This is a genomic window from Undibacterium sp. Di26W, assembly GCF_049340265.1.
In the GTDB taxonomy this organism is placed as follows: Bacteria; Pseudomonadota; Gammaproteobacteria; order Burkholderiales; family Burkholderiaceae_D; genus Undibacterium.
This window is the reverse complement of sequence record NZ_JBMPOR010000001.1, coordinates 153,267-174,795: the sequence shown is the minus strand read 5'-3', so window position 1 is coordinate 174,795 and position 21,529 is coordinate 153,267. Positions and strand designations below refer to the sequence as shown.

Sequence of the window (21,529 nt, the reverse complement as noted above, 5' to 3'; positions counted from 1 at the left end):
CAAAATTGACGATTTATGTTAAAGGTTTGATACAAAAATGGAAGTTAACGAGCAGCTAACAGAAGTTTCTAACCAATTACTGATAGAAGCAACAAAAAGGCGTTACCGGATGAAACTGGTAACGCCTTTTTTGCTGTCGGGGTCAAAGAATTTGCAAATGGTTTTGCACCGCTAACCAGAACCTGATAATTCGTTGTTAGGATGCACCTAATTTAACGGTTTCTTCTATGACCAATTTGTCGAGGGGGGCATTCTTTTTAGCCGAGCGGTAGAGGATTGAAGCGACGCTTGTTTTTTTGCCTGGCGAGATTGTTACGCCCAACGATTTCGCGGTTTCATCAATCTGCGCAAGTACCGATATAACAAGGTCGAAATCAACAATCATGTCTGGATTTTTTGCAGTTTTTAGCCACTCAATAACCGCTTCTTGAAAAGCAACAGTGCTGATAATTTCGTGATTGTCAGGGCTAAAGTGAAGTTTTCGCATGTTCTCGACATCTAATATGGCGATTCTTTCAATCTCGCCCTCTTGTAGCCCTAGCATTCTTTCAACGGCATACAGGACGGCCTTGTACCCGCGTGCATAAATCCACTCTTCAGTGCGTCTGAATCCAGACATTACATAGTTAGAATCCCCGCCAATTTCATTGACAGCATTCAGATATTTTGAGGAAGGTTCGCGCTCCTCGCGTTCATAGTTAAATTGTGCCGTTCTGCCAACGCCACAAGCTTTTGCAAACGCTTCTTGCGTCATTCCCAATCTTTCCCGCTCTTCCTTCAGTCGCTTCCCAAAATCTTTCATAACAATCCCTGTTGACTTTGTTCTCATTTGAGTTCAATATCTCAAATGGGAACATTTGAAGTTCTTATTAACGTATTCTAACAGGAGAATGTATGCAAAACGAATCATTGAAGACTTGCGAACAGGTACTTTCTGAATTTTCCAACAAAGGTGTCAGTGTTCGTAGTTGGGCAATTGCAAACAATATAGCACCTTCCGTAGTGCATTCCTTATTACGAGGCCGCACTACTGGTCGCATTGGTGCAAGTCACAAAGCAGCAGTATTACTTGGCTTAAAACATGGGGAAATCGTCGAGTAATTTTGTAACTATGAATACAAAGGTTCCCATCATGCTGAATTCAAAAAACTCCGCAAAAGGTAAGTGCGTTTCTCCCCAAACGCGGAAAAATAGTTCCGACCTTTCTAAAAATAGGTCGGAACTATCACAGCATACTCAGAATTTGAGTTCCGATCTTACGCAAGGCCGCATGAATAAAGGGGTTTCGTCAATTCTTGAAGAAAATCAGTTCCAGCCAAAGTCAGAAGAACGGTCGGAACTCGTGGCGCACTCTTTGACAATTGTGGAAGTTGCACAACTGGAAAGTGTGACGGAACGGGCGATTAGAAAGCGCTGCAATAATGGCACCTACCTAAACGCGAAGAAAGAAACACTAAACGGCGGCGAGGGCTGGCTAATCCCCTTATCCAGTCTGTCCAAAACAGCCCAAAAGACCTACATCAAGCATAAGGCGACAAAAATCTTAGACAACGCCACTACATACAATGTGGCTGAGTTGGCCCCTAAATCGGCACTTCCAAACGATGAATACAATCAGCTATGGGAGCGTTACGAACGCAAGGGCAGCAACTTCAAAGAAAAAGCCAGGAACGCTTTATTAGTCGTGCTTGCGTACCTTGAGCTATTGGAAACCGGCGTTAGCATTGGTTTTGCCGAAAAAGCCATCGAATCCAGTCATGGGGCTTCTCGTGCGACATTACGGCGTTACCTTGACTACATCAAAGGTCATCCACGTCAACACTGGGAACCATTGCTATGCCCTGATTACCACGGCGGACGCAAAAGGGCGGAATTTACGCCAGCGGCATACGAGTTCTTATTAGCGTTAAAAATCAAATCTCCTGCCAGTAATTTAAGAGTGCTGATTCGTGCAACGTTAAAAGAGGGCGTAGGTAAGGGCTGGGTATTGCCAAACGAAGACACGATTGCAAAGCGATTGAAGGAAGAACCGGCATGGGTGTTTAACACACGTGAGCAACTAGAACGCAGTTTCCCCACTGCCGAACGTGATTATTCGTCATTGGCACTGCATGAAATGTGGGATTCAGACGGGCGCAAAGCTGACGTGTGGTGTGTCTGGCCAGATGGCACAATCAACCGGCCATTTGTTATTGCGATTCGTGAAGTCAGGACACGGCGGGTTTTGTCCATTCGCGTTTGTCACGCCCCTGATGCTGAGGCGGTACTTGGTGCCTATGGTTCAGCCTTGAGCAGAGCAAATGCCGTTCCAAAGTATTTCAATCTGGACAATGGCCGCGAGTATGCCAATAAGGCATTCACCGGACACCAGCGCACCCGCTACCGCTTCAAATATAACACTGAGGAAGCGCAAGGCATCTTGACTGCAATGGATGTTAAGGTGAAATGGTCAAAGCCCGGCCAGGGGCGCGGCAAATCTATTGAATCATGGTGGAACGTGATTGGCGACAATTGCGACAGAGCGCCCGATTTTATAGGGGCTTATTGCGGCCACAATCCATTAGCGAAGCCCGAAGATTTTGATAAAAACCGCGCCGTTTCCATTGATGTCTACGCGGCCAAGCTGATCGAAGTCATTACCCAGTACGAAAAAGGAGATTTCGGAGGTCATCGCGGCCAAGGCATGAACGGAAAAACGGTATTGCAAGTTTATGAAGAACTTGCCAAGGTTGCGACCGTTCGCCAGCCCACAGTGTCAGAAATTCGCCGTTGCCGCATGGGTGTTAAATCGCTGAAACTGGATAAGAAAGATGCAACGATACGCTTTGCCATTGAGGGTTATTTAGCCCGTCGCTATTGGCATGAAGCCTTATCGAACTTGCCGCCTGCAAAGCGAGAACGGCATTTTAACGTGCATTACGAGTGGGGCAATCCAGAAGCATCGATTTCAGTTTACTGCGGGGATGAGTTCATTTGTGATGCCGCACCTATAGGCAGCATTCCATTCAATGACCATGAGGGGGAATTGGTCAGAAAACACATGACAGACAAAGGGGAATACTTGAAACCACGCGCCAATTTCATCAAAACGATGAAGGCAAAGGCAGGAATTGAGTTGCCACAGCTAGAAAATGGCGCATCACTGAGCCTGCCGCCGATTGCTTCCGGCGCTGATACCGTCATTGCACCGTCCACCAAAGTGCAGACCGTCGAGGAGTTGCCGCCTGCATTACAACCAGTGGCAGGCAACAAAAACCAACTTGTCAGCACCAAAACAGGTCAGATTTATCAACGTAAAGACCTAGAGAAAATCGACAAAATGGCAGAGGAGCAGAAAGAAACCGAGGCAAGAAATGCGAGGCTGGAAGAATTGAGGAAGAGGAAGCTGGAGAAGGATTTAGCCCACCTCAAGGCAGGCTAAACACCAAAAACCAAACTGCGTAACGGGGCGCATCCCTTTACGCAGCATTATTTAACGCTAGGAGCCATATGTTAAGCGAATTGAGAAAAGCTGTAAACAACGGATTTAACGGTCACACAACTGACCATCACGCCAGACAGCACATGCTGAACTGGATAGATGAAAAATACGGGCAATTGGAAGAGGCAGAAGCCGAAACCTTGCTCAAGCAGGAATTTGACCACTGGGAATCGTTAAAAAATCGGCTGGCAGATGAAATATCAAGGGGGTTTTCTGTTACGCGCATTGCCAATGAAACAGGCTTAGAGGTTGAGCATATCAGCGCATGGGCGAAGGATTTCACGCATTTTAGGATGGCACGAAGGATAGGGGATGATTGTCAGGCAAACCTGATCGAAACGGCATTGGCACAACGTTTTCTGGAAATTGACCAGGAGCGCACCACGCAACGACGCAGGGAGCCTGGCCGCATTGAAACCAGCGTCATTCGTGAAGTAACGGCGGCCATCAGCCGAGCGCGTGAATTTTCCGTCATTGTCGATATCTCTGCGCCTTCCGGCAGCGGCAAAAGTGAAGGCGTTGAAGAATACCTTGCCAGAATACGCAAGGCAGAAGGCTTTGAATGCCCGGTCTGGAAAGTGACGCTGAAACCGTCCCACAGCACCACCAAAGCACTGCTTGAATTGATTTCGCGTGAGTGTATAGGCTCAGTCCACGAAAACCGTAGCGAAAGCCGCGTTTTTGACGACATCATGAGCGCAACACAGGGGCGGGGAGGGGTGCTAGTTATTGATGAGGCACAGCAAATGGCAGATGCCAAGAACGCCAATGGCATAGCCATGATTAATACACTACGCAGCTTTGTGGATGCCAAGGCTTTTGGCGTTGCCCTGATCGGCAACAATGAAATTTACAGGCGGCTGAACAAAGAGAATGCTTTCCAGATTCTTGGACGTATGAGTCCTTGGCGGGTAGAAATCAAAGGTGCCAGTGAGGATGATATTGATGACCTGATTCGCGCATGGGGCGTTTCCGGCAAAAAAGAGAGGGAGATTTGCCATAAACTCGTCAGGGGAGGCGGCGGCCTGCATAAACTGATTGGCACATTTAAAGCATCCCTAGGCTCATTTGATGAAATCAGCGCGGACACCTTAGCTGCCCTATCAAAAGGATAAGCCATGCCAGCCAGAAATAGTCGTATCAAGTTAATTCATATAGACGCTGATTGCCAGTAGAAGGAGTTGAAATTATGAAACCTGCAAGCCAATGTGAAATGTTATTCAATGACGTGCGTGACCTCGGTTCTGGTGTGGCTGCTATTGGGCAGTTACTTAGATTTAGCCATGAAGAAGCTTACCCTGATGTGCTGGATGGAATCGGCGCGGCCTTGCATCATCTAGGGCGCAGCATGTGCGAAATCAACGCCAAATTTCTTGATGGCACGTATCAACATATACGCGCAATGGAAGAAGGGCGCGAACAGGGAGCAATGGCGCACTCAACGCCACCCAACGATGAAGCGACCATCGCAGAACTGAGGCATTTGCTAGACGCTGTAAGCAATGCGACTGATATAAATCAAACCCGACCAACACGGACAGCGCTCAGACTGGTCTCAGTGCAGAAGCCATAGCCAATTAACGACACGCACTAAAAAACCGCTGGCAACAGCGGTCTTTGCTTTCCTGTTGGAATAAGCACTGGACAGAAAAATTGCTTAAATGTGCCACAAGGCGTTTTTATTCCCTACTGGTAACTTTCTATGTCTGGAAGGTTTCGGTAGTTTTTAACGAGGGTTTAACGCCCCTGCTGTTGATGTTCTTATTGAGGTAAGCAAACGAATGTCGGGGTAGTGTGTAGCAACGGCTGGCTAATGTTTACTTTCCCTAACCATTACGTCCCAGACGATGCCGTTTATGCGTGCTACACAGCATTCAATTTTACTACTATTTACTTTAGATTCGAGATATCTTAGAGATTGTGTTCAGCAAAAGCGACAATGCGAAATAGATTCAATACTGACAACTCGCTTAGGTAAACAATACGATACAATTTGAAATTCCCGCTACGCTACCAACGGAGATTATACGTATGGATGAAAAGTTATTGGCTGTGCTGATTGGCATCCTCTCCGGTATCGCAGGTTACTTTATGACAACATTTTGGATGGGGCCAATACTTCAATACCGTGAACTTCGCATAAAAGTCTTTGCTGATTTCATTTTTTATGCTCAGGTTGTGAACGCGGACGGCTTAAATGATGAGATGAAGGAGCTCTTCCGTAAACGTATTCTAACAAATCGACGCCATTCGGCAGACCTTTCCGCTTGCCTGACAGAGTTGCCTTCTTGGTATATCTGGTGGCTACATATGAAAGGCCAAAACCCAGAAATAGCGGCAACAAACCTGATAGGCTATTCAAACACCACTGAGTATGAGGAAGCCGCAAAGAGAGTGTATAAGATCAATAAAGCTCTCGGGTTCAAGGGTGAAGATGAATGAAAGTAGTGAAATCAAATGGCACCTAAGCCAAGCATTTCATTTGTAATTAATGTGATCAAGACCAATTTCTAACACGAGTCGTTATAACTTAGGCTTAGGGAGCGCCGTATGCTTACATGGTTCACCTTCGCAATCGCCTGTCTCGCACTTTGCGTATCAGCCATAACAGCATGGCTGACATTTTTTCACAAGGGACGTCTTGTAATGACTCAGCCCACCACAGTGTACTTTGGCCCAGACGGGCCAAGTTTCGATGGACGGAACAAGGTTTATTTACGTACATTGCTCTACAGCACTGCCAAGCGAGGCTATGCCCTGGAGAGCCTCTACCTCTCTCTTCAGCGCAATGGGACCAAGCAGAACTTCAACGTTTGGGTTTGTGGCGAAAAAGGCGCCCTTGACAGAGGTAGTGGCCTCTTCGTCCCACAAGAAGGTGTTACGCTTGCCCATCATTTTTTGCTGCCGGACGATGGAGCGATTTTTTCCTTTCTTGCTGGAGCTTACACTCTTTCCGTCTATGCAAAGGGGGGCGGAGAGCACAAGCCAACCGAATTGATGACCATTCGCCTATCTTTAAGTGAGTCAACAGCGAAGGAGCTCTTAGCCCCAAATACCGGACTGTACTTTGACTGGAGCCATGATCAGCAGACCTATCATCCCCATGTTCGGACTATGGCCCGAAAAGAAGCCAACCTCAAGAATCTTCTTCAATTCATCGAGCAGGAAAATACAGCGGACTAACCTTCCATCATTCGAATGATCACCTGAACTCGAAATGGCTTCAAATGAGAGGCCACTACACCAAAATCCCTCCTGAACTACTTCCAGTTATGCCCCTGAGTGCCATCAGGGACAATTCTCTCATCGACTGTCTACCAGTACTGAAAGAGAGAATTATGACTTGCAATCGACATGAAACAAGGGCGCTGCTTATCAACGTGATAGGCGCAGACGCTGCATCCAAACTGATGCAGGCAAAAAACTTGGCCGGATGTACGTTTGAAATCCCGAAAGCCAGCAAAGGCCGAGGTGAAAAGACAAGCGCCCTTTTCAGTCAGGCCATCGGCAGTGAAGCCACAGATAAGTTGATTTCCCATTTTGGTGGTGAACGAATCTATATCCCGCGAGACCAGGAACATAGAAGAATGCTGCGTAATCGCCGCATTGTAGAAGCCTATAACCAAGGCCAGTCAGTCAATGAAATTGCCAACGACTTTGATATGTCAGATCGTTGGGTTTGGGAGGTCTTGAAGACAACCGACATGAGCGCAGCCCATTAAACAAAAACCATTCAATCTAGGAATTGACATGATACAAACTGATATGAACGACTCGCTTGCAGCAGTTGAAATCGTTAAAAACTCACTTGCCGCCCTGCGTGAACAGCGCGAAGCCATCATTGCAGAAGAAAGGGCGTTGACTCAAAAGAAAAAAGAACTGAAAGCGCAGCCAGTGCCAATTTCTGATGTAAAACAGGCGCTGATGGACTATGTAGATGCGAGAGCGTCATTATTCTTACAGGATGGCCAATGGGTACGCAACTTGCGTCAGTTCCTCTACCCAAATCGTGACCCCTATACCATTCAAAAATCCCCGGCAGCGTTGAATTACGACGAAGCTGCTGATTTAAGTGCAGGGGATACTTTGCGAAAGGTGTTCCCTATGTCGCATCCAAAGCTGGTCATTCCAGACGTGGGATTATTTGAAACGACAGATATACCCTTGCTATTTTTCTTTGGTGATCTTATCAAGGCCAAAATTGGCGCGTATTTTGATGCAATGCAGATAAGCCATGAAGACAAAGATTTAAACAAGATAGGCACGCCAATTGCCGAGCGAACATTAGAAATTGAGCGCATTGACACGCGCCTTAGTGACCTTGTTAGTCAGCGTAGCGCTATTGATAGTCAAATTAGCTCACTCAGTGTTTAACGGGGACACACAATGACTCATTTAACCATGTGCGCATCGGCACTGACACAACCGCTTACCCTTAGCAAAGAATTTCGTATTCTGCCTGCTGGCCGCTTTAAAGCTGTCGATGGCAGACCTGGACAGGATCAATACTGGAACTTGAGCGAAACCACAGGCCAGCGCCTTGCGGCAGAAGCTGCCAGCCGTAATCAGGACTACTTGATTGATTACGAACATCAGAGCCTGTCCGGCCAGCAATCGCCAGCAGCAGGGTGGTTTAACACCCTTGTATGGAAACCGGATGGCTTGTACGTCCAAGCAGCAGAATGGACAGCAGCAGCAAAAGCCATGATCGTGACGAACGAGTATCGTTTTATTTCACCGGTATTTACCTATTCAAAAGATACCTATGAAGTGCAATCCCTTGTCAGTATTGCACTAACCAATACACCTGCGTTACCACAACTAACTGACCTCAGTAGCGTAGCGTTGACACAAGAAAACCTGTTGCAGGTTGCAGCTTTAACGGATAAAGATATTCTGAACTTGGCACGAATGACTGGGAAAACGGTCCCTGAATTCACAGCGGCACTCAGCAATGGAACTCTTAATCCGCCTAAAGGCGAAGATAAGAAACCAAAAATCAAGACCGAAATGCAAGGAAGAAGCCTTGAAGTGTTCCAACAGAATTTCCCTGAAATGTTCAGTTAAGGCTATAGGATAGAGTGCCATCGAGTGCCAGTAAGAACAGAGCGCCACGAGCACCACGGATAGTTAGAAGAAAAGGCCGCAATTTTCGCGGCCTTTGTTTTATATCGAATCAATAGCGGAAATATCAAATCAATTCCGGATGAGTGTCAAACCAATTTCGGCCCGTCAGTAAACTTTGACAAGTTTCACAAAACACCCCATTCTTGCATTAGCACCCATTTGACATAATATAAATTATGCGAAATTATGTTCATTATTTTTCTGCTCGTTTGGCAGCAACAAATGCTGAAGTCTTTGGTATATCGGCCGATACTCTCCCTTGCAAAACGGACATTGTTTTTTACGACCACAGGTCAAACGGCAGCAAGCTAAGTAATCCAGAATTTCCCTTTTTGAAACGCCTGCTAACAACAGGCGTTTTTTTTGCGCCTCAATTAATCGATAAAATCTCCTGCGTTTGGCATCATGAATTGCCGTCTTCCGGCAGTTTCGAATGAACCAATAATGGCGAGAAATTATTTCGTAAATATGTTGTTTTTCGGATACGGTCAACGATTCAAACGGAAAAAGCTCTAACTGCATGTCGTTGTATCAGGAGCAAGTAAATTGCAGATGATACAAGAATTTGATGGTCTAGGTGGCTTGCATGATGGTGCCACTTGTTTGTGATCAATGCCCCCTGCATTAGATCACGGCATGCCCGCTAAAAATCCAGGTAGTCGGCAGGCTGCTGCCTATACCTCCACGTCTCCGATTCTGTAACGGGCTTTTCCTTAGTGTCCAACAGGCTGGATATTTTGCCAGGCTGCACCTGGCCGCTTTTGCGCTACGGGTAGGACTGGCGTGTATGGATGACGGCAAGAATATCTATGGCATCGGAAGTAACACGGTAGACCACGACATAATTCGGGCTAACAACCAGTTCTCTGGTGCCACGAACTGAGCCGGTTCTGTACAAATATGGGTGATCTGGAATTTGAGAGGCAGCAAACTCAATGTCATCTTTGAGCCGTTGCGCTGCTATTAAACTATGGTCAGAGATATAGTCAACGATCGCTATGAGATCGTCTTCAGCTTGGATTGACCAATGAAGATTCAGCATGTTTTTTTTGTTTTGCGTCAATGATGGCTTGTGCTCTTGCCATCACTTGGTCATGGGGAGTTCCTGGCCGGGTATCGGCCATGGATTTTTCAATTTTGGCACGTTTCCAAGCTTCGTAAGCCTGAGCCTCTTCGGCTGTGGCGAACTCAGAAACAATAGGAGAAAGTTCGGTAGTCATGTATCAAGATTAGCATATTTTTCGTTACTAGTAACGAAATGAGAATTGTCCCAATTAAATTGCGCCTCAATCAATTTCGTCAGTATTGGGTTGGACGCTTACGATTAATTTCCGGGGAGATTATCTTTCTCTTCTGGTTTATCCATTTTCAACTCCATATCATTTCCCACCAAATCACTTAACTCCGAATCAATCACGTTGATTTTGCCATTTTCTTTTGAATTTTTCCAACCTCCTTTATTTTTCAGTAAAAACTTATTTTCCAGTAAAAATTTATGCGCTTCAGGAGATGATTTTTCTAGTTCGTTATTATATTCGGAAATATTCGGCTTCGAGTATGGGTAGTCCTCCCACTTGCCATGCTTATCTGTGTTCCATAAAGAGCACATGCTGCCATCACCATAAATTTCTACTTTAGACTTGCCATTGTTAAAAAAACACTTGTGACTCCAAGAATCCGGAACAGTCGGATTAGGAATTAAGGTTCTTTTCCCATAATTAGAAGATTTCGAGACAATCTTTGTACCAGGGTCAATAATATTTTGCCTTTGGCCCCATTTGTTTATGTAGTGTGCATTACATAAAAAAATCGCCTCATTCTCTAGCTCACGTGCTCCGATAACATCAACGGAATAATAAACATTACAGTCCTCGTAGCCTTCCTCCGGATTAAAAAGAGCATTTTCAACCAGTTTTTCAACTGTACCGTAGTGATTTAAATTTGCTTCTGTTGTAATAGGATATAAATTTTCAGGCACCCCGAATCCTCCCAAATCATGACTGAGAAGATGTCCCCTAACACGGTTGGGCATTAAAATACCTTTTAACTTGTCTTCGCTGTCTGTAGCTGCTCCTCTGATCGGGTCCTTTAAATTTAGTCTCGCTTCCATACGTTTCGCGAGATCAATCGGCTTACCCTCAGGACCTTGGAATGGCGCTGTCTGATGTGTAATGTAGGTGCCTGGGCGTTCCCCTTTGGTACTTGGTTTAGTGAGGACATCACCGCTCGATTCGCCCCCCTCTTTTAACGGGATCCCTGTTCCGCTTATTTGATCTTTCTCCGGCGCGACGTTATCTTGCGGAGGCGGCTCGTCTTTCGCCATCATGCGCTGCACGGGGCGAAATTCGCCTTGCACGGAGTCATTCTCTTCCATCGCTTCTCGATTGACGGAAGCTCTTGGATTGGCGCTGAAGCGGGCCGCGTTAAGCGTTCGTGGGCTGGCATCTGCCAGGGCTTGATAAGCACGCATTTGCGAGCCAACCGAGCTAGTATCAGCGAGCGCTTGCAGCTGTTTCAAGGCGGCCATTTCGGGCCGTTTGTCTGAGAATTGCAAGGTGTTCTTGCCGTTTTTTTGTGTGTCGCTCTGGGACTTGATCTGCTGGTCGACATGGGTCCGCATAGGGGCTCCGTTGCAATGGATGACGCCTTTTGCGCCATATCAAGTAAGACATTCTTCGAGTGTCATCTATATAAACGTTACGAGTAACTTTAAATAAGACAAGAAACGAAACGATACGGGATATCTTTCATATATGTCAAGTATTCTGAATCTATAGCTGACAAGTGGCGTTCTTCTGTGATGGCCCGTTGTGCGTAAATCTACGACCAGATCGCGAGGGCAATTAACCGAGAGCCAACCCAACAGAAATTGCTGCACATACATTAAGTTGACATAGGCAAGTGTAATTGTCACATTTTCTGCAACTGAAGCACTAACAGGATTTCCTTCTTACTTGTGGAAACTGACTTGGATTTCGCCCATGTCGGGAAAAACGATAAACCGGAATTTCCGCCAGAATCCTTGTTTTCAGCCAGGCCACCGAAGACAACCACGTCCCCATCTGTCAATGTCAGGTCAGTTTTCACCTCCCGTTTAATCAAAGTCGGTGAATTGTTGACACCGGTTTCAGTCGCAACGAAATTTGATATTTGCTGGGTAACTTTGACATCGATAGTGTTTTCAAACACTTTGGGCGTGACATTGAAAATGACACCACTAGGCTTGTATTCAACGGATTGCACCGGAGCCAGTCCATTACCTGGGTAAGTCACAGCGCCAAGGATAGGCACATCTTCCCCAACGCTAAACGAACCGGTTGCACCAGATCGAACACGGATAGACGGCGTTGAAACAACCTTGAATCGCGTATCAGACGCCAGTGCCGAGTACACGCCGTCAATGGTGTTGTTCTTGAATTTCACGAACGAATCCAGTGCCTTGCCGTCACCAAGCGACAGGCTGAATTTTCCGCCAAGCAAATTCAATGCAAGAGACAGGGCAGAACCGTCTCTGTCGGTCGTTGACACTTCATACAAGACGCCCTTCACCATCACTTCACCTTGTCGTGTATCAACCTGCGCCAACACCTTTTTAAGCGAAGCGACTTCACGAGGAGAGCCGGAGAAAATCAAAGCATCGGCGGTTTGATCAATGGCGGCAGCGGCCGAACCTTCCGGGACTTGGTGGTCTACCTTGGCACCCTGCGGAGCCTGAACCGTTTTGTTAGTGGTGAACGACCCTTGAAACAATGGCGCAATCAGCCGGGACAGGTATCCAACTTCACGATACAGCGGCACATACACGAAAATTTCCTTGTCTGGGTCAAGCCGATCTAGTTTTTTGTCTTCCAATTTTTTCTTGAACACGTATTGGACGCCTGCACGATCTTGGACGGAGAAACCAAGCGACTCTAAAAAGTTGATCAAAAACGGTTTCAAGTCGCCCTTCTCTGACTCATACCGAAACGACACAGAGCGGACATCTGTCAATACTTCAGGGTCCAGCACATACGGTGTTTTCAGCGCTTCACCGAAAATCAGGTTGACGACCTGGGCGACGTTCACGAACTGGAAATTGAAACTGGCCGCTTGCGCAGCTTTTGACGACGGCAACGCTCCTGCAGGCGTCAGCAGCTTTTCAGCATGAGCAAGCTGGCCAGCGCACAGCAGAAGCAGAGGAATAAATTTTTTCATCATTTGATGTCCGGTAGTTTTGGCCCATCTTTCATACGTTCGCTGATGGTGCCTGTCCAGACACTCACCGTCGAACCGTCAATGGTGCCGGTGGCCAGCATGCCGTCACCAGTAATCAGTGACGGCGATACAAGGCGGACACGCCCGGTATTGTCGGACAGCACACGCCAATACCTATCGTTAGCACTAAAGCGCCCTACTACGCGCCACGTCTCGCTTACAGCGGGTCTTTCCGTTTTGTCTGGCAACCCATCAACTAACTGTTTTGGCTTGCCTGCGGGCGAATTTGGGGCCTTGGCGGGCGTTTTTGCAGCGACAGTGGGCGGCGGCGTAGGATTGAAGTATTTCCAATTGTTGCGTGCTGCGAAAAAACCGCCGATGATGGCCACGCCTGCAATAATCCAGATCCGCTTATTACTCAGGGTATTTTGCCGCTTATCAGAGTTGACTAATTTCCCCTCTACACCACCCTTGAAGCTGCTGTACAGCGGGAATATCTCTTTTTTAAAGATGTTGAATTCGGCTATAAATCGGTCGATACTCTCCTTTGCAGAATGGACAAACTTTGGTCCCACCGCAGGTCAACCGGCAGCAAGCTAAGTAATCCAAAATCTCACGCTTTGAAACGCCTACTAACAACAGGTGTTTTTTTTGACCTCAACAAGTCGGTAATATTTCCTGCGACGTGCATCATGAATTGCAGCCTTCCGGGCGTTCTGGATGTGCCAATAATGATTGGCTGCTGTCGTTGAGCACTGAGCGATATACGTAGTAATTACAGCCAAGTCTTACAGGGCTTCATCAAGCCAAATTACTGGAAGCATTCTTTTCCGCTGCCTTGATGATTTCCTGCATACGCTGTCTTACTTCATCTGTGCTGTAGCGCCTAGGGTTGGTGCTATCCAGTGATTTTTGTACTTTGGCGCGAAACCAAGCATCGTGCGCCTGAGCCTCTTCGGCTGTGGCGAACTCAGAAACAATAGGAGAAAGTTCGGTAGTCATGTGTGAAGGCTAGCATATTTTTCGTTACTGGCAACGAAAATGGCAGCTAAGAAATTTTCGCAATCATTTTTACTCAGTATGTCGAACGAGCACTAGACTTGTGCCAGCACTTCGATTTACCTCGCTTCGAAGATCAAATGAAATTAACGCTGCCATGTTGATCCCTGATTATTTGTACATTTATCTACAGCATCGGTATAAATTGCAAAAAACTTTATATAATCTTACATCTTTGCCACCTGTATCCAGCTACGCTGCCTCTTACCAGTGTGGCTGTGGGCTTGCGCTCGACAGGCGGTAGTAATGTAAGGTGCTGATTTGCTCATTTCACGCCTGCGTAATTAAATATGGCCACACTGCGCAGTAGGATTCAACGAATTAAACCAGAATACAGATGAGATTATTTTCAAACATGAAACGCTGCGTGGTTCTTGGCTTGGCAACGCTGTTAAGTGCTTGCTCGACATTTCACCCCTGGCAAAATGAAGTCGCCAAGACGACCCCAAGCAATTTTGCACTGGAAAGCAAGCCGATAAAACCCCAATCCATCGTGGTTGCTGTCACCATGTCAGGCGGTGGCGCACGGGCGGCGGCGTTTGGTTTGGGTGTGCTGCGTGAACTGAAAGATACCCAATTCACCTGGGAAGGTCAGTCGACGACGATACTCGACAAGCTGGGCATGATCAGCGGTGTCTCTGGCGGCAGTATTCTGGCGGCGTATTACGCTGCCTTTGGTGACGACACGTTCACTCGTTTTGAATCCGAGTTTTTGTTGTCCAATTTTGAAGATAGCTTGATACAAACCACGTTTTCGCCCAAACAAATGTATAGGCTACGCTCCCCCTGGTATGGTCGCAGCCAGGTGTTAAGCGAACAACTGAACAGACTCTATCGCGGTATGACTTTCGGCGATTTACAAAAAAACCCGCGTGCGCCCGAACTCGTTGTCACGGCCACTGATCTGACCACGGGTGCGCCGTTTGAATTCACGGCAGAACAGTTCGCCCTGATCTGTTCTGACCTGGACAGTGTTCCCCTGTCTTTTGCAGCGGCTGCATCATCGGCAGTACCTATTGTCCTGACACCGCTGACACTGCGCAATTACGCGCAAGATTGCCCTAAGCGTCCAGATGCCACCAGGGTCAGTAAAGGCAATTTGGGTGCAGACAATTATAGGTCACACATTATCAAAGCCACTGAAGACAGTTATAAAAATGCTGCCGAACGCCCTTTTCTACATCTGGTAGATGGTGGATTGACCGACAATCTGGGTGTCAGGATGCTACTGGACAGGGCCATTGCCGACGGATCGGTGCAGGCTAATTTTCGCGATGCGCCACCAGGATCAATACGGCGTGTGGTGTTAATTTCGATAAATTCAGAACGTGATCTGGCAGAAAGAATCGATCAGAATGACAAGGTACCGACCACAGGGCAAGTCGCAGATGCGCTCTTGTTTGGCGTAGGCTCACGCGATTCCCAGGTCACACTGGCCATGCTCAACGATGATGTCACGCGCTGGAACCGTGAAATCATCGAACATCGCGGCAAAAAAGACAGCCCCTTTGCCGCCGATGCAGAAATGCACGTCATCAGTGTCAGCCTGCGAGACATCAAAGACAGCCGCCAACGTCGTGCGTTGTTGCAGGTGCCAACCGCCTTTACGATCGCGCCCAGCTATGTTGAACAATTGCAGTCGGCGGGCCGTGAAGTACTGCGCCAATCCCCGGAGTTTCAGCGCATGCTGGAAAGTCTCAAGAAGGCATCACCTCCTCAGCAGCAAGAATCAAAGCTCCAGTCCTTCAAACAACAAATGGTGGAGTAATACAAGCTGCACTTGTAAAACCTGTGCAGTGGTATAGCTGTGCTTGTAAAGTTTATGCATCGCCCTGCTCCATTCAGCTTCACGTCATGGCAATTTCCTGCTGAACCGCTGTTCAATGACGCGGTTTCCCCATTGCACGCCCTCTTCTTCATCGGTCAGTTGAAAACCGAAGGATTCATATAAATGGCGTGCGACATCCAGGCCCTTGAATGTCCAGAGATAGGTTTCGTTAAAGCGTTCGTCGGCGTATTTTATCGCTTGCGTCATGAGTTGACGTCCAATACCTGAACCGCGCAATGAATCATCGACGATGAACCATCGCAAATGCGCGATGCCTGTTTCATCATCGCCATCGATTGCAATAGAAGCCAGTGAGCGTCCATTGCCTGAATAGGTCCACAAAGCCTTGCCATTTGCCGGCAAGCTGCCTGTGAAACTGGCCAGTTCTGTTGCCACCTTTTGCTCGAAGAATGCACCAAAACCCCAATGCTTTGAATAAAACCTGGCATGCAAGCCTGCGATGTCGCCAATGCAGCCAGGCTGGTAAGCTTCAAGGATAGACCTGCCCGCAGGATTGTCAGTACCTGTGCTGACTTGCTGGTTTTGCGCAAGCGCATCAACATACAAGGCAAGTGAGCGCACCAGGGCTTGCTGGTCGGCTGGAATGATGCGGCTCAGCGCACCAGACACTTGATTGCTTGCGTATCGGTCGATTTTTTTTCGTATCTTTTGTCCGGCGCTCGTCAAATACAGGTTAGACGAGCGGGCATCTTCACTGGCTGCTTTGCGTTCGACCAGTCCACTGGACTCCAGCTTGCTCACTTGCCGGCTGGTGTTCGATTTATCCAATAGCAGGATGTTGCCTAAAGCCTTGGCATTCATACCTGGCCTGGCGCCGATTTCGAGAATGGCATGCACAGCCGAAGGAGCAAGGCCGCTGTCGGCCAGGGTCGGCCGCATAAAGCCGAGTTCACGCACAAGCCTTCGGGAAAACTCGCGCAACTCCAGAATGGTGGTTTCCCGTGGTTCAGTTAAAGGATTGACAAGGTTCATGGGCAATCTCATATTTTTGCATGTTAGTTGCTAGTTGGTAGTTGCGCCCCGCAAGCAATTATTGATCAATATAGTTGCGAAACACAACTTGTGCAAGCGACTATTTCTACCTGTCCCCTCGAAAAGGTAAAAGTTTTCATGAGTGCTTGAATTTTCGGGTTAATTATTGCAACGCCCAACCAAAGCTAATTTTCGGTCTGCATAAATGATGTTGAAAAATCCATTGCCGCTTCAAATTGCACGAAAAACATACACTCCTTAAACGCCACTAAATTTATATTTGCCCATACTATGGCCGCCGCGGCGTGACCATGGTAACGTTACCATTCACCCAAATGATGGCCTGGTCGCTCTGTTATCTTGTTTGTCATCGCCAAATGACAACGTTACCATGTCAACTTGCCATCGCTTTGTTGTGCAGCTCATGTCGAGCACTCAGAAAATCAAAAATCAAAGGAGCGTTTGTGACCAATCTTTTAAAAATAGCGGCTGCGGTAGCCGTGATCGGCAGCGTGGCCAACCCCGCATCGGCCCAGTACACGGCGACCGTGAACGCCAAGACGCAGTACCAGACCTTCGAGGGATTCGGCACTACCCTGTCGTGGTGGGCGAATGGGGTTGGCAGTTGGAGCGATCCGACCCGCTCGGCACTGGTCGACGCCCTGTTCGCGCCGCCGCCGACCGGCCTCGGGCTCACCTACGCCCGCTACAACATCGGCGGCGGCGACTGTCCTTGCCACAACACGATCCTCTATCCGCACGCGGTGCCCGGCTACCAGTTGCAGCTCAACGGCGCGTTCGACTGGAACGCCGACGCCAACCAGCGCTGGGTCGCGCAACGGGCGTACGCCAACGGCGCTGTGTTCCTGGAGGCGCAATCGAATTCGCCGCCGTGGTGGATGACCGTCAGCGGCAGTTCGACCGGCAGTGCCGACGCGACCTCGAGCAATATGTCAGACGCCTACACCGGCACCGGGGCCAACAGCTTCCCACGTTATCTCGCCACCGTGGTCGGCCACTTCGCCAGCAGCTACGGCCTCACCTTCCGCCATATTGAAGCGACCAACGAGCCCGACACCTCGTGGTGGAAATTCGGTAGCACCAAGCAGGAAGGCGCCGCCGTCACGCCAGCGCAACAGGGCGTGATCGTGCAAAGCCTGGCGTCGCTACTGCCATCGTTCAGCCCGCTGACGACGGTTGCCTCAATGGACAGCTACAACATCGACAACGGGGTGAGCATTTTCGCCGGCTACTCGGCGGAGACCAAGGCGGCGATGACTGAAATTAACACTCACAGCTACGCGGGCAGCAAGCGCAGCCAATTGGCGAGCGCGGCGGCGGCGGCCGGCAAGCGCCTGGTGATGTCCGAGTGGGGCAGCGCGGAGACGACCGGCAAGTCGCTGTCGCAGCAACTGACCAAAGATATCCGCGAGCTCAAACCTTTGGCCTGGGCGATCTGGCAGCCGGACTGGCCTACCCTGATGACGATCGACTACACCAGCCACAGCTATACGATCAACAAGAACTACTACATCTACGCGAACTACACCCGCTACATCAAGCCGGGCGCGGTGTTCATCGACATCAACGACGGCAATTCGCTGGCTGCGTACGACGGCAACGCCAATACGTTGACGATCGTCACCACCAACTGGACCGCCAACACCGTGCCGGTCACCTACGCGCTGAGCAATTTCACCAGCCTCGGTGCCAGCGCCCAGGGCTATCGGACCAGTTCGACGCAGAACGTGGCCAATATCGGCAGCGTGGCCGTCTCCGGCGGCAGCATGGTGGCGTCGTTACCGCCCAATTCGGTGACCACTTGGGTGGTCACCGGGGCCAACTACACGCCGCCGGCGACGTCGACCAACGATTCGTCCTTCACCTATTCGACCAGCAATTGCGGCGCGACCTGGTGCTCGGGCAACCAAACCGGTGCGTACAGCGGACAGAACCACTGGAGTTCGCTGGTCGGCAGTACTTATTCGCTGACCTTCACGGGCACCCAGGCGCGCGTGTACGGTTCACGCGCGAGCAACCAGGGCATCGCCGCCTTCTCGGTCGACAACGGAGCCGAGACCGACGTCGATCTGTACGCGGCGACCCGGACCGACAACACACTCACCTATGCAACGCCGACCTTGCCGCCCGGCACTCACACGATCAAGGTGCGAGTGACCGGCTTGAAGAACTCGCACGCCACCAGCGTCATCGTGCAGGCGGACCGGATCGACGTCGTCAACTAGTCCGGCTGGTGCCCATGGATGGGCGACCCGGTCGGCGTCAGGTAACCGCACTGCAGACTAAACACCCACCTGCTAAAGCCGGTGGGTGTTGGGTTGCGGACTGACAGTCCGGATACGCATCGCCTGAACAACGCACCTGGTTGGGCTCTATTTTGAAGTGATTGTTCGGATTCGGCTCAAAGTGATGCTCCCAATATTGCTTAATCATCTCTTCTGTCATCTGGCTTAAATAAGCAAGCCATGATTTCTTGATGAGTAGTCGATATGCAACAGATTATTTGCGGTCTTCAAGGGATAAGAGCCAGTCTGTTTGAATGAAAACGATTGGATGCTTGCAGTAAAGAACGAATTCTCGCACAAAAAATAGGACAGAAAATACGTCTGAGAGGGTGTAATTAATTTCGTATAATCCTTGCTTCCCATCAAGACGACTTCGTCCTGACTACTTTCGGACTCCCAATGCTTAGTCTCCCTTCCATTCCCCGGCTTACTTCTGGTTCAGTTGTTACCGTAACCTGCGTACTTGCGCTTTTGCATTTTGGGCGTGAAGTCCTGGAACCTGTCGCGCTGGCATTAATCCTTAGCCTGATTATCGCGCCGCTTATCAATGGCATGCGCCGCGTTGGCATGGGGCGTTTGACGGCGACATTTGGCTCGCTCCTGATTGTCGGTATAGGCGTGGCAGGAACAGGTACGATACTTACCTATCAGTTGATGGCAGTCACGAAAGAACTCCCACAATACCGCTCCGCGATTCATTCCAAGCTTGAAACGGTGCGGGAAATAACCGAGCGACCGTTTGCACGTCTGGAGGCAGAGCTGAAGGCAGTGACGCCGGCCAGTTCTGCCCAGGTCAATCCTAAATCCAATGCCGAAAGAAAACTCGTCAGCGGGCAGATTCAACCAGTACCTGTGGAAATACGCACACCACAGTTGACCACAACCGAGACAGTAACGCGCCTGATTTCGACGATCTCAGGCCCGGTTGGCGAAACCGGTCTGGTGCTGGTGCTACTGGTATTTATCCTGCTTGACCATGAATCACTCAGAGATCGCCTGATCCGGCTCACTGGCAAAGGCGATGTCAGCAGGACCATCAAGGCGTTGGGCGATGCGACTGAGGGAGTGTCCCGCTTTTTCTTTTCACAATTTTTGGTGAATGCCGGCTTTGGCATAACCATCGGGCTGGTACTGTGGGCTGCTGGGGTTCCTCATGCAGTTTTATTTGCTGCACTCAGCGGCCTGCTGCGTTTTGTCCCCTATTTGGGGGCGCTGGTTGCTGGTGGCGCGATCACTGTTTTTGTCGCGGCCATCGATCCGGGCTGGACGCTGGCGATCTTATGTCTGGCCATTTTTGGTGTGATTGAATTGATCGCAGCAAACGTGATTGAACCCAAGGTGTATGGCCACAGCTCAGGACTGTCGCCACTGGCGGTGATGGTGTCAGCTCTGTTCTGGAGTGCGATGTGGGGACCGGTCGGTCTTTTACTGTCGACTCCCCTCACCTTGTGCATGGTCGTTGCTGGCCGACATGTCAGTGCGCTGGAGCCGATTACCATCCTGTTTGCCGATGCACCTAACGTGGATGAGGCCCATCGTTTCTTTCATCGCGTCCTGGCGGCCGATGTGGATGCCATCGTGCGTGATGCGCAAGCTTTTTTGCGCAAGTTCAGTTTCGCCAAATATTGCGATCATATCTTGCTGCCTGGCCTTGCCCTCGGCGCGAATGATTTTGAAAACGGGACAATAGAAAAAGAGCAACAGGACAGCATACGCGCCACCATCACCATCCTTGCAGAGACGGTTGCTCAGGTACCAGGCGCTACAATGAAGAAGCAAAGACAGCGCAAGGTATCCATGCTGGATGCCAATGTGGGTGCCCATTTACGCCAGATACGCCAAAAACGCCTGGGACGCTGGCAGGGCCCACTGGATGTACCGTTGCGCTCTATCGTGTTATGCGCCGGATTTGCCAGCGAACGTGATGATTTGCTCAGCGAACTGTTTGTCATGGCTCTGCGCGAGGTAGCGGTCGATGCGCGCAGCATCTCATTTGGTGATGACAGGGAAAACCCTGGCGAAGATACTGCCAATCTCGTATCGACAGTGTTTATCACCTACCCACTGGCCTCGATGATGGATAGCTGGATACCCATAGTGCAAGAGTTACGTGCCAACCTGCCACACGCAATCATTGTCACCATCCGCCTGCGTTCAGAAGAAGACCAGGCCGATCAGTCTATGATCAACAAGCACGTTGACATAGTGTTGCGTTCATTTGAAGAAGGCTTGGCATTCGTCGCACCAAACCGTGAAAACCGGGCCAACCGGCATAGTGCTTGATTAGTACTTGATTAGCGCCTGATTAGTACTTGAATGAATTCGTGAAGATCCTGGCCATTCTTATACGAAAATCTTATACGAAAATTCGACTAATCAATAACATGATAATTCACCTCATGTCCGTTGGCAAAGGCTCAACTCGTTTCATAATATGCATTCAAATTTATGTTTGAGAGTGAGGCTATGGAAATTTTCTACCGCGATTTCGTTTAGCTTATTTTCGTTCACCGCGACACAATCTGCCAGTTGGCCAGGCAT

General features: G+C 49.1%; 21 protein-coding genes. 12 read left to right on the top strand and 9 right to left on the bottom strand.

All coding sequences use genetic code 11. The features are described from left to right. Positions 1-196 precede the first annotated feature (196 nt). A complete protein-coding gene (locus tag ACO0LM_RS00710) occupies positions 197-829 on the bottom strand; it encodes a helix-turn-helix domain-containing protein (protein WP_423033357.1) in 633 nt (210 codons plus the stop codon). 65 nt (positions 830-894) lie between these two features. Between ACO0LM_RS00710 and ACO0LM_RS00705 the strand changes: the two genes are divergently transcribed. From ACO0LM_RS00705 to ACO0LM_RS00665, 9 genes are all read left to right on the top strand, one after another. Beyond that, a complete protein-coding gene (locus ACO0LM_RS00705; RefSeq protein ID WP_423033355.1) occupies positions 895-1,101 on the top strand; it encodes a DNA-binding protein in 207 nt (68 codons plus the stop codon). A gap of 31 nt (positions 1,102-1,132) precedes the next feature. Continuing rightward, complete coding sequence (locus tag ACO0LM_RS00700; RefSeq protein ID WP_423033353.1) at positions 1,133-3,421, top strand: transposase domain-containing protein; 2,289 nt, start codon at positions 1,133-1,135, stop codon at positions 3,419-3,421. Between the two features lie 68 nt (positions 3,422-3,489). Continuing rightward, on the top strand, positions 3,490-4,596 hold the full coding sequence (locus tag ACO0LM_RS00695; RefSeq protein ID WP_423033351.1) for an AAA family ATPase: 1,107 nt from the start codon (positions 3,490-3,492) through the stop codon (positions 4,594-4,596). A 74-nt stretch (positions 4,597-4,670) separates the two neighbouring features. Beyond that, complete coding sequence (locus ACO0LM_RS00690) at positions 4,671-5,054, top strand: hypothetical protein (protein ID WP_423033349.1); 384 nt, start codon at positions 4,671-4,673, stop codon at positions 5,052-5,054. Positions 5,055-5,512: 458 nt separating this feature from the next. Continuing rightward, positions 5,513-5,923, top strand: a complete 411-nt coding sequence (locus ACO0LM_RS00685; RefSeq protein WP_423033347.1) for a hypothetical protein — start codon at positions 5,513-5,515, stop codon at positions 5,921-5,923. 108 nt (positions 5,924-6,031) lie between these two features. Further along, a complete protein-coding gene (locus ACO0LM_RS00680) occupies positions 6,032-6,664 on the top strand; it encodes a hypothetical protein (RefSeq protein WP_423033345.1) in 633 nt (210 codons plus the stop codon). Between the two features lie 197 nt (positions 6,665-6,861). After that, positions 6,862-7,203 carry a Mor transcription activator family protein gene (locus ACO0LM_RS00675; RefSeq protein WP_423033343.1) on the top strand — a complete coding sequence of 114 codons (342 nt, stop codon included), beginning with the start codon at positions 6,862-6,864 and terminating at the stop codon, positions 7,201-7,203. 28 nt (positions 7,204-7,231) lie between these two features. Then, the gene (locus ACO0LM_RS00670) at positions 7,232-7,855 is read left to right on the top strand and encodes a hypothetical protein (RefSeq protein ID WP_423033341.1); all 624 of its coding nucleotides are present in this window, start codon (positions 7,232-7,234) and stop codon (positions 7,853-7,855) included. Between the two features lie 12 nt (positions 7,856-7,867). Continuing rightward, positions 7,868-8,548 (top strand): phage protease, encoded by a 681-nt coding sequence (locus ACO0LM_RS00665; RefSeq protein ID WP_423033339.1) that lies wholly within the window; start codon positions 7,868-7,870, stop codon positions 8,546-8,548. A gap of 234 nt (positions 8,549-8,782) precedes the next feature. On the opposite strand, the gene ACO0LM_RS00660 is transcribed toward ACO0LM_RS00665, so the two are convergent. From ACO0LM_RS00660 to ACO0LM_RS00630, 7 genes are all read right to left on the bottom strand, one after another. Further along, positions 8,783-9,130 carry a hypothetical protein gene (locus ACO0LM_RS00660; protein WP_423033337.1) on the bottom strand — a complete coding sequence of 116 codons (348 nt, stop codon included), beginning with the start codon at positions 9,128-9,130 and terminating at the stop codon, positions 8,783-8,785. A 244-nt stretch (positions 9,131-9,374) separates the two neighbouring features. Further along, entirely contained in the window at positions 9,375-9,650 is a 276-nt protein-coding gene (locus ACO0LM_RS00655; protein ID WP_423033335.1) for a type II toxin-antitoxin system RelE/ParE family toxin, read from the bottom strand. Beyond that, complete coding sequence (locus ACO0LM_RS00650) at positions 9,619-9,828, bottom strand: stability determinant (protein ID WP_423033333.1); 210 nt, start codon at positions 9,826-9,828, stop codon at positions 9,619-9,621. Before ACO0LM_RS00650 ends, ACO0LM_RS00655 begins: the two co-directional genes overlap by 32 nt. Before the next feature lie 104 nt (positions 9,829-9,932). Continuing rightward, a complete protein-coding gene (locus ACO0LM_RS00645; RefSeq protein WP_423033331.1) occupies positions 9,933-11,228 on the bottom strand; it encodes a hypothetical protein in 1,296 nt (431 codons plus the stop codon). A gap of 290 nt (positions 11,229-11,518) precedes the next feature. Continuing rightward, on the bottom strand, positions 11,519-12,805 hold the full coding sequence (locus tag ACO0LM_RS00640; protein WP_423033329.1) for a type II secretion system protein GspD: 1,287 nt from the start codon (positions 12,803-12,805) through the stop codon (positions 11,519-11,521). Further along, a complete protein-coding gene (locus tag ACO0LM_RS00635) occupies positions 12,802-13,377 on the bottom strand; it encodes a hypothetical protein (RefSeq protein ID WP_423033327.1) in 576 nt (191 codons plus the stop codon). Before ACO0LM_RS00635 ends, ACO0LM_RS00640 begins: the two co-directional genes overlap by 4 nt. Positions 13,378-13,603: 226 nt before the next feature. Then, positions 13,604-13,804, bottom strand: a complete 201-nt coding sequence (locus ACO0LM_RS00630; RefSeq protein ID WP_423033325.1) for a stability determinant — start codon at positions 13,802-13,804, stop codon at positions 13,604-13,606. 394 nt (positions 13,805-14,198) lie between these two features. On the opposite strand from ACO0LM_RS00630, the gene ACO0LM_RS00625 reads away from it, so the two are divergent. Further along, positions 14,199-15,629, top strand: a complete 1,431-nt coding sequence (locus ACO0LM_RS00625; RefSeq protein ID WP_423033323.1) for a patatin-like phospholipase family protein — start codon at positions 14,199-14,201, stop codon at positions 15,627-15,629. 84 nt (positions 15,630-15,713) lie between these two features. Here ACO0LM_RS00625 and ACO0LM_RS00620 read toward each other — a convergent pair whose 3' ends face one another. After that, entirely contained in the window at positions 15,714-16,682 is a 969-nt protein-coding gene (locus tag ACO0LM_RS00620) for a bifunctional helix-turn-helix transcriptional regulator/GNAT family N-acetyltransferase (protein WP_423033321.1), read from the bottom strand. A gap of 464 nt (positions 16,683-17,146) precedes the next feature. On the opposite strand from ACO0LM_RS00620, the gene ACO0LM_RS00615 reads away from it, so the two are divergent. Both ACO0LM_RS00615 and ACO0LM_RS00610 read left to right on the top strand, forming a co-directional pair. After that, complete coding sequence (locus ACO0LM_RS00615; protein WP_423033319.1) at positions 17,147-18,928, top strand: glycoside hydrolase; 1,782 nt, start codon at positions 17,147-17,149, stop codon at positions 18,926-18,928. Positions 18,929-19,387: 459 nt separating this feature from the next. Continuing rightward, positions 19,388-21,271: an AI-2E family transporter gene (locus ACO0LM_RS00610; protein WP_423033317.1), complete on the top strand. Its 1,884-nt coding sequence runs from the start codon at positions 19,388-19,390 to the stop codon at positions 21,269-21,271. The last annotated feature ends 258 nt before the right edge of the window (positions 21,272-21,529 follow it).